Raw genomic sequence first — 16,007 nt, 5'->3', positions numbered from 1 at the left:
ACCACCACGCGCGCGACGCGCTCCGGCCTGCCGTCCGCCGCTCCGCTCACCAGGGCACGCAGGTCAGCTCGCTGTAGAGGTCGTCGACCTCGTCGGGTGCGACGGTCGAGGACCGCACCATCTTGGGACGCCCGGTCATCGGCACGGCCGCTCGGGGCAGCGCCCCGACCGTGCGCCGCTCGACGAGCGTGAACGGGATCCCGTGGCGCACGAGCAGGTGGCCGTACACGTGCCGGCCGACCTCGCCGAACAGCCGGCGGTCGCCGACGTGGAGCACGGCCGCGAACACGGGCAGGTTCTTGCGGGTCACGCGCCGCCACACGACGTGGCAGGCCCGGCCGTCCCGCACGACAACGAGGTGGCGGCTGGCCGCGGCGTCCGCATGGTCGCGGTAGATCCGCAGGTCGTCGCCCTGGAGCAGCCGTTCGATCTCGGCCCGTTCGGTGACGAGCCGCACGCCCCGGCGGGGCAGCGGGGGCGTGTTGACGACCAGCGCGCCGGAGGTGTCGAGGTGCACGAAGCCGAGGCGCTCGTCCAGCGCGACGACGTTGCCGCTCGGCGAGAGGTCGGTGAACGTGTAACCCGGCCGGGCCAGCATCGCGCGCACCAGCCGCAGCCCCTGCGCGCGATGCTCGTCGAGCACGCACCAGGCGGCCAGGTTGCAGAACCGCTCGGTGCGGCCGTCGATCCGCCGTTCGGAGTAGAACGCCGCGTAGACGCCGAGGAGGCTGTCGCCGTCCCACAGCGCGACGCCGTGGCCCTCGTCCGGCGGCGACCACGACGGGCGCAGCGCGTCGGCCCACTCCGCAGCCGAGAGCCGGGTGTTGAGGTGCAGGTGGAGGAAGCGCCCGACCGCCGGAAGGTCCCCCGCCGCGATCGGGCGGACGGTCGCGCCGGTCGCCATGCCCGGGAGTATCGCGCACCGAGCCCCGGATGTCCCGGTTTGTCCCGCCGTCTCGGGAATCGAGATGAGCCGTCCATATCGCGAGACGCCAAGTGAGGGCAGACTTACTTTCGCGCTGACCTGGGGGGTTCACCGGTTATGTCGCCTTCATTCGATCGAGTGAAATCCCCGCATGGTGCGGGTGAATTCTGGCGGGCGCCACCCCCATGCCACGATGACTCCGACCAAGCCGGCATTGCTCAAGTTCGGGCAGGAAACGGACGAAGTACGTGGGCGAACCACGCGGACACACCGCAGGTGTCGCTGACACGCACCCCGCGAGGAGAAGCACGATGGACCGATACCCCTACGACGGCTGGACGGCCGTCGCCCCGGCAGCAGGGCGGCGGCGACGACTCGGCCGGAGCGGACGCTGGGCGGTCATCGGTGCCGTCATGGCTGTTGGACTCGTCGGGATCACCAGCGCGCAGGCGCTGTCGACACCGGCCAGCCTGCCATCGGGCACGCAGACCCTGTGGGGCACGACGCGTCCCCTCTCGGCGAACGTCGACCAGGACACCAACTCCGTGGAGCTCGGCCAGCGGTTCACGCCCACCGTCTCCGGCACCGTGCTCGGCGTGAAGTTCTGGAAGACCGGCACCAACACCGGCACGCACGTCGGCAACCTCTGGACGAAGAGCGGCGGCCGGCTCGCGAGCATCACGTTCACCGGTGAGACGCAGAGCGGCTGGCAGATCGCGACCTTCTCGAAGCCGGTCGCCGTCAGCGCCGGCACGACGTACGTCGTCTCGTACCTCGCGCCGAAGGGCCACTACGCCAGCACGGAGTACTTCACCGGGACCGACTCCGCTCCGCAGCTGACGATCCCCGCGACGAACTCGGGCGTGTACTCGTACGGGTCTACCAGCTCGTTCCCCAGCCAGACCTGGCGCGGCAGCGAGTACTGGGTCGACGTCGTCTTCCAGCCGAGCAGCGCGGCGAACGCCGGCGCTCCGGCGCCGACCGCGACGGCGACGCCCAGCCAGACGGCCACGACACCGTCGAGCCCGCCCACGACCACGACAGCCCCGACGCCGACGCCGACGACCACGCCGACCCAGTCGACGTCGCCGAGCCCGACGCCCAAGCCCACGACGACGAGCCCGACGCCCAAGCCGACGACCACGACGCCGCCCACCTCGCCGCCGCCGAGCACGGGCTTCCCGGGCGCGACGACCACGGGTGTCCCGGCGGGCGTCGCCCTCACCCCCTACACGGGCCCGGCCACCATCACCACCCCCGGCACCGTGATCGACTCCAAGCTCATCACCACGCCGCTCGTCATCGCCGCAGGCGCCAACAACGTGACGATCCGCAACAGCGTCATCCGCGCGCAGGGCTTCTTCCTCGTCCTGAACGACCAGGGCGCGACGAACCTGCAGATCGTGGACTCCGAGCTCGACGGGCAGAACAACACGTCGGGTGACGCGGCCGTCGGCGGGTACAACTACACGCTGACCCGGGTGAACGTGCACGGCACCATGGACGGCCTCAAGCTCGGTGACAACGTCACGGTCCAGGACTCCTACGTCCACGACCTCGTGATGACGGCGGGCTCGCACAACGACGGCATGCAGTCGCTCGGGTCGGACAACGTGCGGATCACCCACAACACGATCGTCATCGGGAAGGGCTCGACGTCGGCGATCATGCTCTCGACGGGCTCCGCCGACTCGATGAAGAACATCGTCATCGACGGCAACCTGCTCGGCGGCGGCGCGTACACCGTGTACGGCGGTTACGCCGCCGGTGTCGACACGCTCTCGAAGGTGGGCGGGATCGTGATCTCCAACAACCGCTTCACGACGAGCGTCTACCCGAACGGCGGCGTGTACGGGCCGCTGACGTCGGTCGACCCGCCGGCGGTCACCGTCACGGGCAACGTCTGGAACGACGGCCCGAACGCCGGGCAGCCGGTCTCCTAGGCACCCTCCGGGACATGCCCGGGGCCGCGGGGTGATCCCGTAGGCTCCGGGCATGTCGCGCTTCGGGACGCGGGTCGCCGCCCGGCCGGGCTCGGATCGATGACGAGCGTCGTGATCGCGGCCTACAACGAGGCCGCCGTCATCGGCGCCAACCTCGACCGCCTGCTCGCGGGTGCCGCACCGGGCGAGCTCGAGGTCGTCGTCGTCGCGAACGGGTGCTCCGACGAGACGGCGAGCGTGGCCCGCGCCCGCCCCGTCACGGTCCTCGACCTGCCGGAGGCCGGCAAGGCCGGCGCGCTCAACGCGGGCGACGCCGCCGCCACCGGGTACCCGCGCATCTACCTCGATGCCGACGTCGGTGCGACCGTCGACACGGTGCGGGCGCTCGTCGGGGCGCTCGGCGAGGCCTCGGGGCCGCTCGTCGCCGTGCCCGACCGGCGCCTCGTGGTGTCCGGACGGCCCCCCGCGGTGCGCTGCTACTACGCGATCCAGTCGCGCCTGCCCGCCGCCCGCACCGGCCTGTACGGTCGCGGCATGATCGCGCTGACCGAGCCGGCGCGCGCGCGTTTCGAGCGGTTCCCGGACGTGCTGGCCGACGACCTCTTCCTCGACTCGCTCTTCGCGGCCGACGAGCGGGTGCTCGTCGCCTCGGTGCACACCACCGTCGAGACACCCCGCCGGACTCGCGACCTCGTCGGACGCCTGGCTCGGGTGCGACGCGGGAACGCCGCGCTCCGCGCCTCCGGTCGCGTGGGGGTCCGCTCGTCGAACCGCACCAGCTGGCTGCGTGACGTGGTGCTGCCCCGCCCCTGGCTCGCTCCGGCGGGACTCGTCTACGCGGTCATCACGCTGGTCGCGGAGAGGCGCGCCCGGCGTTCCGACGGCTCCTGGGGCACGGACACCACGACACGGGCGCCGCGGGGGGGACGATGAGCGAGCTGCGGAACGTCTGTTTCCACGGCATCGGCACGCCCGCACGCTCGGTCGACGCGGCCGAGGCGCGCTACTGGGTGACGCGCGACGAGTTCCTGCGGATCCTCGACGACGTCGCAGGCTGGCCGTCGGTCGCGCTCTCGTTCGACGACGGCAACGCGTCGGACGAGCGCATCGGCCTCCCGGCGCTCGTCGAGCGGGGCCTGGCGGCGACGTTCTTCGTGCTCGCCGGCCGGCTCGACACCGCCGGCAGCCTGGGGCGCGACGACGTGCGTGCCCTCGCCGACACCGGGATGACGGTCGGCAGCCACGGGATGAACCACGTCTCGTGGCGCGCGCTCGACCCCGCGGCACGAACGCGCGAGCTCGTCACCGCCCGGGCCCAGATCGCCGAGGCCTCCGGGCGCCTCGTCGACCAGGCGGCGTTCCCCCGAGGGCAGTACGACCGCACCGCGCTCGCTGCGCTCCGTGGCCTCGGCTACCACCGTGCGTTCACGTCGGACGCCCGGCCGGCCCGGCCCGGCGCCTGGCTGCAGCCGCGGTACAGCGTGACGCGCGACGACACGGTCGACTCGCTGCGCGGACGGGTCCTCACCCCGGCGCCGCTGCCCCGGCGGCTCGTCCTCGAGGCGAAGGGACTGGCCAAGCGCCTGCGGTGACGGCTACGCGATGCTGTGCGGACCCTTCGGGTGACGCAGGTAGGAGCGGCTGAGGAGCCCCCGCAGGGCGGCGCGGCTGGTCGGCTTGCCCAGCACCGCCCGGCTCGCCTCGCGCACGACGAGCACGCCCCAGAACGCGGCGGACTCCGCGCGCCCGTGCCGTCGCGCGTAGAGGCGGTAGCGGTTGGCGACGAGGAGCTTCCACAGCCGCGGGTTGCCGGCCGACCCACCCTCGAGATGCGTGGCGGTGGCGCTCGGCACGTACCAGGTCGCGTGCCCGGCGTCCCGGGCACGGAGCGCGAAGTCCGTCTCCTCCGAGTAGAGGAAATAGGTCTCGTCCCACGGCCCGGCCGCGCCCCAGCAGTCGGCGGAGACCATCTGCGTCGAACCCTCGGCCCAGTCAGTCGGGCTCTCCCGCTCATAGTCGGCCACATCGGTGACGACCTCGCCGAGGTCGCGGATCCGGCCGGCACGCTCGGCACCGAGCACGGCGTCGGCCAGCGCCCGCCGGAGCGTCGGCTCCCGTCGCCGGGAGGCGATGAGCTCGCCCTTCGCGTCGAGGAGGCGCGGCACGACGATCCCGGCACCCGTCCGTCGGAGGGCCGCGAGGAGCTCGCGGCCGCATCCCGGCGCCAGGCGCACGTCGGGGTTGAGGATCAGGTAGGCGTCGACGTCGCCGAGGTGGGCGACGCCGAGGTTGATCCCGGCGGCGTAGCCGCCGTTGCGCGGCGACCGCACCACCTCGGCGTCCGGTGCCGCCGCACGGACGACGTCGAGGGTCCCGTCGCTCGACCCGTTGTCGACGACGACGACGCTCCAGTCGACGCCGGCCAGACCGGTCGGCAGGGAGGCGAGGACGCCGGCGACGACGGCCGCGCTGTCGAAGGTGACGATGACGACGCCGACGCGTCCCGGCGCGCCGGTCGCACGTCCGATCCGCGGCTGGGCCGACAGGTGTCCAGCGGCGACGAGGCGGCGCGGATGGCGCAGGGACACCAACAGCCTCCTGGACTCGGGCGGCGTCGAAATCGTCGCACGAGGCCGATTCGCACGGGCTCCAGCGGCTGGGTGACGACGCGGGTGAACCTCATCTGGATCGCGGCATATGATCCGTTTCGTCCCTTATGGTCGAGGCGAGGGGGTTCCATCCCTCGCCGGGAGGGGCTGCCATGGCGGACGCGCGACGTGAGCCGGTGTCGATCGTGTGCGTCTTCAACGACCCCGCGGTGCGCTCGTCGTGCCTGGACCGCTCGATCGCCGCGGGGCTCTCTGACGCCCCGGACACCGAGTACATCCCCGTCGACAACACTCGCGGCCAATTCCGCTCAGCCGGCGCCGCCCTCAACGCCGGCGCCGCCGAGTCACGCCGTCGAGTGGTCGCGTTCGTCCACCAGGACGTCTACCTGCACGACCTCGTTGCGCTCGAGCGTGCGGCCGCCGCGCTCCTGGACGACCCGCGGATCGGACTCGTCGGCGCGGTCGGCATCACCGACACGGGAGCCGTCCTCGGGCGGGTGCGGGACCGAGTCGTGATGATCGGGCAGCCGACCTCCGAGTCGCAGGACGTCGACAGCGTCGATGAAGTGCTCTTCCTCGTCGATCGTGACCGAGTCGTGGCCGACCCTCTGAGCGAGCACCCGGACCTTGCCTGGCACGCCTACGCCGTCGAGTACGGGGCCAGGATGCGGTCCGCCGGTCTCCGTGTCGTGGCGCACGATCTCGCGCTCACGCACAACAGCCTGACGGTCAATCTCGCCCGTCTCGACGAGGCCCACCGCCACGTCGCCGCGATCTACCCAGCGTTGCTGCCGATGCGCACCACCTGCGGCGTCGTTCGGCCACGAGGCCAGGATGGTCCGATACGCACCGCGCTGCGCCGCCGCAGGGGCGTCGCGACCTGGTGGCGCGAGTCGCTGCGGGCCCGACGATTGGCCCGCGCCGCCGGCCGGTCGACCCACGACATGATCCTGGGCGACATCCGACTGGCGATCGACGAGGCGCTCGAAACCATCGACGCCGCGTCGCTGCACGTCGTCAACCTCGGCAACTCCGCTCTCGAAGGCGGCAGATGGTCGGTCGACGGTCTGCCGCGACTCGGCCGGACGGTCTCGGCCGAAGTCGGGCGAAGCGTGGATTACGGCTGGTTCTCGGCGGTCGCCGGGCGGGCCGTCCTCGTCACCGGCATCGACGAGGGTGCGGTCGGCGGCCTCGCACCGCTGCTGGCCGACACGCCGCACCTCCTGGGGCTCGCCGAAGACACCGGCGCATGGCTCCTGGTCCACCCCGCGGCGGCTCGAGTTCGTGCGCAGTGGCGCACCCGGCGCAGCGCACCGTTCGGTCGTCGCCCGGCGACCGCGACCACGACGACGCCGACTGCGCGGCCCGCGCCCGTCGCCGGCTAGCCGATCGTGACCGACGCCGTGAGCTCCGTGGTCCGCAGGTCGCCTGCGACACTCGTCGCGCGCCTTCGGGCGGGTGCCTTCGGCCTCGCGGTCGGTCTCGCGGACCTGACGTCCCCCGGAATCCGGTACGGCTATGTCCACCCCCTGGCTGGCCGGGTCCTGCGGCGGCCACTCGCGACGTTGGGTCCGGTGCCGGGCGTGCGGTTCGAGTTGGCGAGCGCCGCGACCGGCCGTGCTGCCGACGTCCGCTGCGGCCTCTTCGCCGACCAGCTCGACAGCGGCGGCATCGGACGGGTGCTGGAGATGCTCGCCGTCGGCTTCGGGGCCGCGGGGATCGCTCCCGTCGTCGTCTGTCCCGCGGACGGCGACCGAGTGCAGCGACTCCGGGATGCCGGCGTCGAGGTGCTCGTCATGCCTGCGGGGCAGCCGATCGGCGCCGCACTACGGAACGCGGGGCTCGACGCAGTCCAGGTGCACAGTGCGCCTCGCCACCTCGTGGCAGCGGCGCTCGCCCTGGGCGTGCCCGTCGTTCCGGTGCTCCACAACACCGAGATCCACTACGACGAGGCTATGTGGCGCGAGACCGCGGCCCTGTTCGACCGCGCCGCCGCGGTCGTTGCGGTGAGCGACGTGGTCCGTCAGTTCCATGCCCAGCGCCTCCCCCGCAGGCTCGCAGACAAGATCGTTGTCGTGGCCAACGGCTCGATGCCAGTCCGGCCGATGGCCGACGGCACCCGAGACCGCGCACGCCTGGCCCTCGCCGAGACGCTCGGTGTCGACCTCGAGGGTGAGGTCGTCGTCGTCTGCCTGGCACGGTATGACTCACAGAAGAACATCGCCGCGACGGTCGCGGCCTTCCTCTCGGCCGCGGCGCACGACGAGCGGATGCGCCTCGTCGTCGCCGGCGAGCCGTCCGACTGGCTCGAGTACCGTCGCGCGGATGCGATCCGCCGGCTACACCCCCACGGCGACCGGGTCCATCTGTTGGGGATCTGCGACGCTGCCAGCGTCCTCGTGGCCTCCGACGCCTTCGTGCTGGACTCCTTCTTCGAGGGGTGGCCCCTCGCGGCGACCGAGGCCGTCGCGGCCGGGCTGCCGGTGGTCCTGAGCGACACCGGGGGCGCGGCAGAGCTTGTGGACCGCGCGGTGCGTGGGTCGGCGCTGATCCCGAACCCCACTGGACCTGCCGACCGCGTCACGGACAGGGTCGTGCGCGCGGCGCGTCGGCGCGCCACGCACCAGCCGAACGCGGGCGTCCTTGCCGCCGCCCTGTCCGCTGCGGTCGACACCGCCCGTCGCCTTGGACCGGCGAGACCACCGTTGGACGGTGGCTTCGATGGGATGGTCGCGGGGCACGCGGGAGTCGTCCGCGCCGCGATCGAGCACCGGCGGGACGCCGGCGCCGTCGCGCGCCCGAGTGGGGATGCGGCTCGATGACGTCCCCCGCCGACGCACCGATCGCCGAGCAGGCAGCGACAGGTGAGCAGCTCGGCCGCGCCGCCGCCTCCGGTGCGCTCTGGCTGACGGCGCAGAAGTGGCTGGTACGGCTCTCGGGCCTGGCCACCATCGCCATCCTCGCGCGGCTCGTCTCGCCCACGGAGTTCGGCGTCGTCGCGGTCGCCTCCTCGGTTCTGCCTTTCGTCTACCTGCTGTCGGACCTCGGGCTGTCCACCTATCTCGTACAGGCGACGGACCCGGACCAGCGCGTGCTCAGCACTGGCTACTGGCTTTCGCTCACCGCTGCGGCGATCCTCGGGGGCGCGCTCTTCGCCGGTGCGCCGCTCCTCGCCAACCTGCTGGGCGCTCCCGCGGCCGCGAGCGTCATGCGCGTCATGCTGATCTCAGTGCCGCTAGTGGTCCTCGCCTCAGTGCCGACGGCGCTGCTCCGGCGCCGGATGCGCTTCCGCCTCCTGGCGCTACAGGGGGCCGCCGGTGCCGTCCTCGCCCAGCTCGCCGCGGTCCTGGTCGCGCTCGAGAACGGCGGGGTCTGGGCGCTCGTCGTCCAGGCGCTGACGTCGGTAGCCATCACGTCGGGAAGCGCCTGGATCGCCGCGCGCTGGCGGCCGTCAGCGACGTTCTCGCGGATGGACTTCGTCACCATGGCCCGCTTTGGGTACAAGGTCGTCGCAGTAGAGCTGGTTGCGATCCTGCGCGGCTGGGCCGAGACAGCGATCGTGGCGGTTTCGCTGGGAACCTCCGCTCTGGGGTACCTCTCGATCGCGCAGCGCCTGGTCCAGGTCGCACAGGACCTCGGCGGATCGGCCGTCGCACCGGTGTCGCTCGTTGTCCTGGCGAAGGTCCGGGACACCCCCGAGCGGCTGCGCCAGGCCTACCAGCGCGCCCTCCGGCTCGTGTACGGCACGGTGTCGCCGGTCCTGATCTTCGTGGCGGTGGCCGCGCCCGTGGTGATCCCGTTCCTCTTCGGCCCGCAGTGGTCGCAGAGTGTCCCCGTCGCACGAGGACTGGCCGTGGCAGGCATCCTCACTCTGGGCGCCTTCCTCGACCAGGGGCTCTTCTACGCCCTCGGGCGGGCCGGACGGTGGCTCGTTTACTCGTCGGTGACAGACGTCGTGACAGTCGGCGCGACGGCACTGGCCGTATCCCGCGGCCTGACTGCGGTCGCGTGGGCCTTCGTTGCTGTCGCCTTCGTCGCGACCGTGGCACGGTGGCGGCTCGTCTCGCGTGACATCGGCACGACGGAGCGCGACCTCGCCCGGTTGTTCGTCACCCAGATCGCGTGCGCCCTCGGGTCCGGCGCCGCTGGGATGGCAGTCCTCGCGGTCGTGGCTGGGCCGAGCATCGTCCAGCTCCTGGTCGTGGGGGTCGTCATCGTCGCGGTGCACCTCGTGCTGCTGCGGGTCGTCGTCCCGGGGATCTATCGCGACGCGATCGACCACGCACCGGTGCCGGCGCGCGTGAGGACCGTGCTGCTGCGATGGTCGCGGGTGTCGGCCTGATAGGTCCCAGGAGGCGGCGCTCAGGCACGCCTGAGTACCCGGGCGACCTTCGCGGGCACGCGCCTGGCCTCGGTTGGCAGGTCGGCCCACCACGACCCGGCCGTGTACGCAGCGATCGCCTCCTCGTAGAACGTGGCCAGGCGTGCGGCCATCGCCTCCAGGCCAAAGTGCCTCTCCGCGAAGATGCGCCCGAACCTCCCGAGCTCCACGCGCAGAGCAGGGTCGTCGATGAGTCGCGTCAGCTGACGCGCCAGCAGCTCGTCGGGCCGCGACACCTTCTCGTCGCTCCAGTAGCTGTTCCGGGCGAGCTGCTGCGCCGTCTCGGGCTCGAAGATCTCGCTCCACCCGTTGTCTCCCTGCGCGACGAGCGGCTTTCCGTGCGCGAGCGCGCGCGCTGCGGAACCCCCCATGCCGAGCACGATGTCGGCACCAGCGTAGGCGGCTCGCGGGTCGGACATTGGGCCGACGAACTGCACCGCTTCCCTACCTACCTCGGCGTTGACGCTCTGCCCCAGGAGGCGAAGCCGTGGCGCCGCCGCCCCTGTGCCGACGACCTTGAGGACGATGCCTCGGTCGGCGAGCAGCCGAACCGCCCCGATCGCGGACTCGATCGCGACGGCCTTGAGGTTCTCCTCGAGCCTGGACACGATGACCACCGTCAGTTCGCGGTTCGCAACGGGGACCTCGGACGGGCGGTCGCGGGTCATGTCCACCGGAGGCCGGATGAGGATGGTCGGGCCCGGCCGGTCGACGCACTCATCCAGCAGGTACTCGGTGCCGACGACAAGGGGCACGTGTCGGTGCACCGACTCGCTGAGCACCATCTCGTACATCGTCAGCACCCAGGGCCGGCTGGCGAACCGGCTCGGCCCCCAGAAGACCGAACGGGCAGCGCCCCACGTGCCGTAGGCATGCACGAGATCGACGTCGAGGCGATCGGCCCAGCGCGACAGCAGCCGCGCGTGGGCAAGGACTGTCTCCGGCTCTTCGTACGGATCGATGTCGACCCCCCGATCGCGTGCCACGTCGAGCACGCTCGGCCCGGGCAGCGTCGGCCGCGGACCGATGAGGCAGGAGTCGAACCCTAGCGGGGCGAGCGCCGCAGCGAAGTCGACCGCGTTGATCTGCGTCCCCCCGAGTTCGAGGCTGTTGAGGTGGACGAGGACGCGCCGCCGGCGCAGCGTCACCGCACCGCCTGGGCCAGCACCTCGACGACACGCTCCTGCTGCCCGGCCGTAAGGTGCGGGTACAGCGGCAGAGACAGAATGCGCTCGGCTGCCGCCTCTGCCACGGGGAAGGAGCCGGTGCCGAACCCGAGCGACTCGTATGCGCCGGTCAGGTGGATCGGCGTCGGGTAGTGGATGCCGGCCCCGATCCCGGCGGCGTTGAGCGTCGCCAGCACGCGGTCCCGCTCGTCGACCTGCACAACGTAGAGATGCCAGACGTCCTCGTTGCCCTCGGCGGAGACCGGGGCCCGGACACCGTCGACGCCGTCCAGGAGCTCGGCGTACCGGGCGGCGGCCGCCCGACGCGCCGCGTTCCACGCGTCGAGCCGCTTGAGCTTCGCAGAAAGCACCACAGCCTGCACGGCGTCCAGCCGCGAGTTGACCCCGACCACCTCGTGGTCGTACTTGTGCGCCGAGCCGTGGGCGGCCAGGACCCGGACCTGGCGAGCGACGTCGGCATCCGACGACAGCACCGCCCCCGCGTCACCGGCCGCACCGAGGTTCTTGCCGGGGTAGAAGCTCGTGCCGGCGGCGAGGCCGAACGATCCGGCGGCACGGCCATTGTGTCGGGCCCCCTGGGACTGCGCGGCGTCCTCGATCATCGGAACGCCCGCATCGGCCGCGATCTTGCCGATCTCGTCAACCGGCGCCACCTGCCCAAAGAGGTGCACCGGCACGATTGCCTGCGTACGGGGCCCCACTGCCGCCCGCACCGCGGCAGGATCCATCAGCAGGTGCTCCGGGTCGACGTCGACCGGTACTGGCACCGCACCGATGCGTGACACGGCCTCCGCCGTAGCGATGAACGTGTTGGCGGGAACGACCACCTCCCCGCCACGGGTCACCCCGGCGGCGCGGTAGGCGAGCTCGAGAGCGTCGGTGCCGTTGGCGACCCCGACGACGTGCCCCACCTCGACGTACGAGGCATACGCCGCCTCGAACCGTGCGACAGCCGGCCCGCCGATGAACGCGGTGGTCGCGAACACCTCGTCCAGACCCGCTCGCACCTCGTCGGCGATCTCGGCCTGCTGGGCGGCAAGGTCCACCAGCGGGATGTTCATGACAGAGATGCCTTCCGCTCGTCGTACGCCGGCAGCGCGCGCGCCGGCACCCCGGCCCACGTCTCGCCGGCGGGGAGGTCCTGCAGCAGCACGGCGCCCATGCCGAGGGTCGCGCGGGGACCGACGACCGTGTGCTCACGGACGGAGCTGCTCATCCCCAGGTACGCGGCACGGCCGACGACGACGCCCCCGCCCAGCGCCACGCCCGCGCACACCGTCGCGTAGTCCTGCAGCACGTCGTCGTGCGTCAGCGTGACGTTCGGCATGACGACGACGTGCTCGCCCAGCGTGACGGAGGTGGTCATCACCACCCCGGCCAGGACGATCGACCCCGCCCCCACCTCGCAGCCGACCGGCACGTCGACCGAGGGGTGGACCACCGTGGCGTACCGCGCCGGCGACACCTCGAGGGCGTCGAGGCGCGCGACGATGGCCTCCCGCGCGGCGCCCCGGCCGGCGCAGACGAGGACGTCGCACCACGGGTGCGCGCGCACCTCCTCGATCGTGCCGAGCACCGGCACCCCGTCGATCGTCGTGCCCTGCAGGGCGGCCGAGTCGTCGAGGAAGCCCGCCACGTCGAACCCGCCGCGCGTGCGGAGAACCGCGAGCACCTCGCGGGCGAGGCCGCTCGCGGCGACGAGCAGCACCTGGTCGGCCACGTCAGGCCCCCACCAGCACGTCGATGACGCGTGCCTGCTCCGACTCCGACATCTGGTGGAACACCGGCAGGATCAGCGTGCCGTCGGTCAGCCGCTCGGTGACGGGCAGCGGCACGTGACGCACGCCGGCGTACGCCGGCTGCCGGTGGGCCGCCATGATGCCCCGGCGGGCGGAGATGTCGGCGGCCGCGAGGCATGCCAGCAGGCCGTCGCGGTCCAGCGGGTATGCGGACGTGACCTCGACCCAGAACGACTGGAAGTTGCACGTGCCCCACGCCGGGTCCGCGACCGCGCGCAGCCCCGGGATCTCCCCGATGTGCTTGGCGTACGTTGCGGCGATCTCCCGGCGGCGCGCGACGACCTCCGGCAGCCGGCCGAGCTGCACGAGGCCGACGGCCGCCTGCAGGTCGGTCATCCGGTAGTTGTAGCCGACCTCGGGGTACTCCTCGGCCGGTGCCAGCACGCTGGCGTGCCGGTCCGCGGCCGAGACGCTCATCGCGTGCTCCCGGAGCCGCCGGGCGCGCTGGGCCCACGCCGCGTGCGGCGTCGTCAGCATGCCGCCCTCGCCGGTGGTGACGATCTTGCGCGGGTGGAAGGACCACGTCACCACGTCGGCCCCGGCACCCACCGGCCGGCCGCGGTAGGTCGAGCCGGCGCCGCACGCCGCGTCCTCGATGACGACGATCCCGCGCGGGTCCGTCACCGCGCGGATGGCGTCGAGGTCGACGGGCACACCACCCTGGTCGACGACGACGACCGCCCGCGTCCGGTCGGTGAGCACCGCCTCGACGGTCTCGGCGGTGAGGTTGCCCGTGACGGGATCGACGTCCGCGAACACCGGCCGCGCGCCGACGTACGTCGGGGCGTTCGTCGTCGCGATGAACGAGAACGAGGGCACGACGACCTCGTCGCCCGCGCGGACGCCCGCGACGACCATCGCCAGGTGCAGCGCCGTGGTGCACGACGAGGTCGCGACCCCGTGACCCGCCTGCATCGCCTCGGCGAACGCCACCTCGAACGCCGCGACCCGCGGCCCCTGCGCGACCCAGCCGGAAGCGATCACCTCGGACACCGCGGCGACCTCCTCGGGGCCGAACCACGGCTGCATGACGTTGATGCGGCTCATGCCCGCCCCGCCCCGCTCAGCGCCCGTCCCGCCGCGATCTCGGCACGCAGCGGCCGCCACCACTCGACGAGCCGGCGCAACCCCTCGTCGAGGCCGACGGTCGCCTCGAAACCGAGATCCATCCGTGCCGCGGTGGTGTCCGCCAGGCGACGGGTGACGCCGTTGACGGCCCGCTCCGGCCCGTGCTCCACGTCAAGGTCGGAGTCCATCGCCCGCAGCAGCGCCTGGGCGAGGCCGAGCAGGCTCGTCTCCGTGCCGCTGGCGATGTTGTAGACGCCGTCGACGACGTCGCTGCTCGCCGCGAGAAGGTTCGCCCGGGCGATGTCCTCCGTGAACACGAAGTCCATGGTCTGGAGCCCGTCGCCGAAGATGAGCGGTGGCAGCCCGTCCGCGATGCGCTCCATCCAGCGGACCAGCACCTCGGTGTACAGCCCGTGCACGTCCATCCGCGGGCCGTAGACGTTGAAGTAGCGCAGCAGCACGTAGTCCAGTCCGTACATCGCGCGGAACGCCCGGGCCATGCCCTCGTTGAAGCTCTTCGCGGCCCCGTAGAAGGTGTCGTTGTTGTGGTGGTGGTGGCGCTCGTTCGTCGGGAAGTCCTCGGCGAGGCCGTAGACCGACGCGCTGGACGCGGCGACCAGCTTGCCCACCTTGTGCTCCGCCGCCGCCTCGAGCACCGTGAAGGTCCCGTCCACCAGCACCTCGAGCGCGAGCCGCGGCTCCTCGGCGCACTGGGTGATGCGGATCGCCGCCTGGTGGAAGACGAGGTCCTGGCCGCGGACGAGGTCGTGGACGAGGTCACGGTCCCGCAGGTCGCCGACGACGAGCTCGACGTTCCCGCTCGCCAGGGCGCCGGCCAGGTTCTCGCGGCGGCCGCGGACGAGGTTGTCGAGCACGACGACCTTGCCGGCACCCGCCGCCAGCAGCTGGTCGACGATCGTCGAGCCGATCGTGCCGGCCCCACCCGTGACGAGGGCGTTCGCTCCTTGCAGCGTGCTCATGCGACCGGCTCCAGCGTCGTCGTCGGGGCCCCGGTGGACACCGGGGTGAGGCGGCCGCCGTCCGCCAGGCTCAGCGAGGTGGCCTCCAGCACGTCGAGGACGCGCAGGCCGGCGTGCCCGTCGGTGCGCGCCGGCCGATGCTCGCGGATCGCGGCGGCGAGCTCGCCGACCATGACACCGAGGGCCTCGCGCTCGGGCAGTGCCGGAGCCCAGGCGTCGCCGAGGCGGTAGGAGACGTTGACCCGCGCCTTGTCCGCGTCGGGTCGGCCGAGGTCGACGCCCCGGTCGTAGACGGTGAGGCGCTGCTGCGGCTGAAGGTCGTCCCACACGAGCGTCCGCTTGGTGCCGCCCACGACGACCTGGCGGATCTTCGTCGGGCTGAGCCAGTTGACGTGCACGTGCGCGATCGCCCCGCCCGGCAGCGGCAGCGTCAGGTAGCCGACGCACGACTGGCCGACGCCGAGCGGGTCCGCCCCCTGGGCCGCGACGGCGGTCGGCACCAGCCCGCCCGGGAGGATGAAGTCGAGGATCGACAGGTCGTGCGGCGCGAGGTCCCAGAACACGTCGACGTCCGGCTGGACCAGGCCGAGGTTGATCCGCACCGAGTCGACGAACAGCACCTCGCCGAGGTCGCCGGAGGCCACGAGCTCCCGGATCTTCATGACCGGGGCCGTGTAGCAGAAGGTGTGGTCGACCATGAGGACCCGGTCGACCTCGGCCGCGAGGCTCACCATGCGGCGAGCCGCCGCCCCGCCGTCGGCGATCGGCTTCTCGACCACGACGTGCTTGCCCGCGCGCAGCGCGGCGGTGGCCAGCGCGGCATGGGTGCGGGCCGGGGTGGCGATCGCGACCGCGTCGACGTCGTCACGCGCCAGCAGCTCGTCGACGGACGTCATCACCTCGACCGTCGACCGCGGGCCGACGACCTTGCGTGCCCGGGCCTCGTCGAGGTCGCACACCGCGACCAGGTCCCAGTCGGGGCTGCCGCGGAAGTTGCGTGCGAGGTTCGGCCCCCAGTACCCCGCGCCGATCACGGCGGCGCGCAGCTGCTCGGTCATGTCTCCTCGTTCCGGTCGGTATGGCCTCCAGTCTGGTGTCCGAATTGGCACCTTTGC

Annotated in this window: 14 protein-coding genes and 1 pseudogene; 7 read left to right on the top strand and 8 right to left on the bottom strand. The window is 72.5% G+C overall.

Features of this window, described 5'->3' with window-relative positions; translation table 11 throughout:
• Positions 1-46 precede the first annotated feature (46 nt).
• Positions 47-904, bottom strand: a complete 858-nt coding sequence (locus tag BGO37_RS01440; RefSeq protein ID WP_291751460.1) for a hypothetical protein — start codon at positions 902-904, stop codon at positions 47-49.
• 332 nt (positions 905-1,236) lie between these two features.
• On the opposite strand from BGO37_RS01440, the gene BGO37_RS01435 reads away from it, so the two are divergent.
• The 3 genes from BGO37_RS01435 (at position 1,237) to BGO37_RS01425 (ending at position 4,460) form a co-directional block, all read left to right on the top strand.
• On the top strand, positions 1,237-2,868 hold the full coding sequence (locus tag BGO37_RS01435) for a DUF4082 domain-containing protein (protein ID WP_291751458.1): 1,632 nt from the start codon (positions 1,237-1,239) through the stop codon (positions 2,866-2,868).
• Positions 2,869-2,967: 99 nt separating this feature from the next.
• Positions 2,968-3,801 (top strand): glycosyltransferase, encoded by an 834-nt coding sequence (locus BGO37_RS01430; RefSeq protein ID WP_291751456.1) that lies wholly within the window; start codon positions 2,968-2,970, stop codon positions 3,799-3,801.
• Entirely contained in the window at positions 3,798-4,460 is a 663-nt protein-coding gene (locus tag BGO37_RS01425; protein WP_291751454.1) for a polysaccharide deacetylase family protein, read from the top strand. The genes BGO37_RS01430 and BGO37_RS01425 overlap by 4 nt, the downstream gene beginning before the upstream one ends.
• A gap of 3 nt (positions 4,461-4,463) precedes the next feature.
• Here BGO37_RS01425 and BGO37_RS01420 read toward each other — a convergent pair whose 3' ends face one another.
• Entirely contained in the window at positions 4,464-5,456 is a 993-nt protein-coding gene (locus tag BGO37_RS01420; RefSeq protein ID WP_291751452.1) for a glycosyltransferase family 2 protein, read from the bottom strand.
• Positions 5,457-5,584: 128 nt separating this feature from the next.
• Here BGO37_RS01420 and BGO37_RS17800 point away from each other — a divergent pair.
• From BGO37_RS17800 to BGO37_RS01400, 4 genes and pseudogenes are all read left to right on the top strand, one after another.
• Positions 5,585-6,112: pseudogene (locus BGO37_RS17800) on the top strand (glycosyltransferase); the annotation flags it as partial.
• Between the two features lie 54 nt (positions 6,113-6,166).
• Positions 6,167-6,862, top strand: a complete 696-nt coding sequence (locus BGO37_RS01410; RefSeq protein ID WP_291751447.1) for a hypothetical protein — start codon at positions 6,167-6,169, stop codon at positions 6,860-6,862.
• Positions 6,863-7,060: 198 nt separating this feature from the next.
• Positions 7,061-8,299: a glycosyltransferase gene (locus tag BGO37_RS01405; protein ID WP_291751445.1), complete on the top strand. Its 1,239-nt coding sequence runs from the start codon at positions 7,061-7,063 to the stop codon at positions 8,297-8,299.
• Positions 8,296-9,819 carry an oligosaccharide flippase family protein gene (locus BGO37_RS01400; RefSeq protein WP_291751443.1) on the top strand — a complete coding sequence of 508 codons (1,524 nt, stop codon included), beginning with the start codon at positions 8,296-8,298 and terminating at the stop codon, positions 9,817-9,819. Before BGO37_RS01405 ends, BGO37_RS01400 begins: the two co-directional genes overlap by 4 nt.
• A gap of 20 nt (positions 9,820-9,839) precedes the next feature.
• Here BGO37_RS01400 and BGO37_RS01395 read toward each other — a convergent pair whose 3' ends face one another.
• The 6 genes from BGO37_RS01395 to BGO37_RS01370 are packed head-to-tail and all read right to left on the bottom strand — an operon-like array spanning position 9,840 to position 15,950.
• Positions 9,840-11,006 (bottom strand): glycosyltransferase family 4 protein, encoded by a 1,167-nt coding sequence (locus tag BGO37_RS01395; protein ID WP_291751442.1) that lies wholly within the window; start codon positions 11,004-11,006, stop codon positions 9,840-9,842.
• Positions 11,003-12,106 carry a DegT/DnrJ/EryC1/StrS aminotransferase family protein gene (locus tag BGO37_RS01390; protein WP_291751441.1) on the bottom strand — a complete coding sequence of 368 codons (1,104 nt, stop codon included), beginning with the start codon at positions 12,104-12,106 and terminating at the stop codon, positions 11,003-11,005. Before BGO37_RS01390 ends, BGO37_RS01395 begins: the two co-directional genes overlap by 4 nt.
• Entirely contained in the window at positions 12,103-12,765 is a 663-nt protein-coding gene (locus BGO37_RS01385) for a NeuD/PglB/VioB family sugar acetyltransferase (RefSeq protein ID WP_291751439.1), read from the bottom strand. The genes BGO37_RS01390 and BGO37_RS01385 overlap by 4 nt, the downstream gene beginning before the upstream one ends.
• A gap of 1 nt (position 12,766) precedes the next feature.
• Positions 12,767-13,891 (bottom strand): DegT/DnrJ/EryC1/StrS aminotransferase family protein, encoded by a 1,125-nt coding sequence (locus BGO37_RS01380; protein ID WP_291751438.1) that lies wholly within the window; start codon positions 13,889-13,891, stop codon positions 12,767-12,769.
• Positions 13,888-14,892, bottom strand: coding sequence for an NAD-dependent epimerase/dehydratase family protein (locus BGO37_RS01375; protein WP_291751436.1), 1,005 nt, complete (start codon positions 14,890-14,892; stop codon positions 13,888-13,890). The genes BGO37_RS01380 and BGO37_RS01375 overlap by 4 nt, the downstream gene beginning before the upstream one ends.
• Entirely contained in the window at positions 14,889-15,950 is a 1,062-nt protein-coding gene (locus BGO37_RS01370; protein WP_291751435.1) for a Gfo/Idh/MocA family oxidoreductase, read from the bottom strand. The genes BGO37_RS01375 and BGO37_RS01370 overlap by 4 nt, the downstream gene beginning before the upstream one ends.
• Positions 15,951-16,007: the final 57 nt, after the last annotated feature.

Origin of the sequence: Cellulomonas sp. 73-92, from assembly GCF_001898175.1 — a bacterium.
Taxonomy (GTDB): Bacteria; Actinomycetota; Actinomycetes; order Actinomycetales; family Cellulomonadaceae; genus Cellulomonas.
Note: the sequence above shows the minus strand (reverse complement) of the source record. Positions and strands in the feature narration are given on the sequence as shown.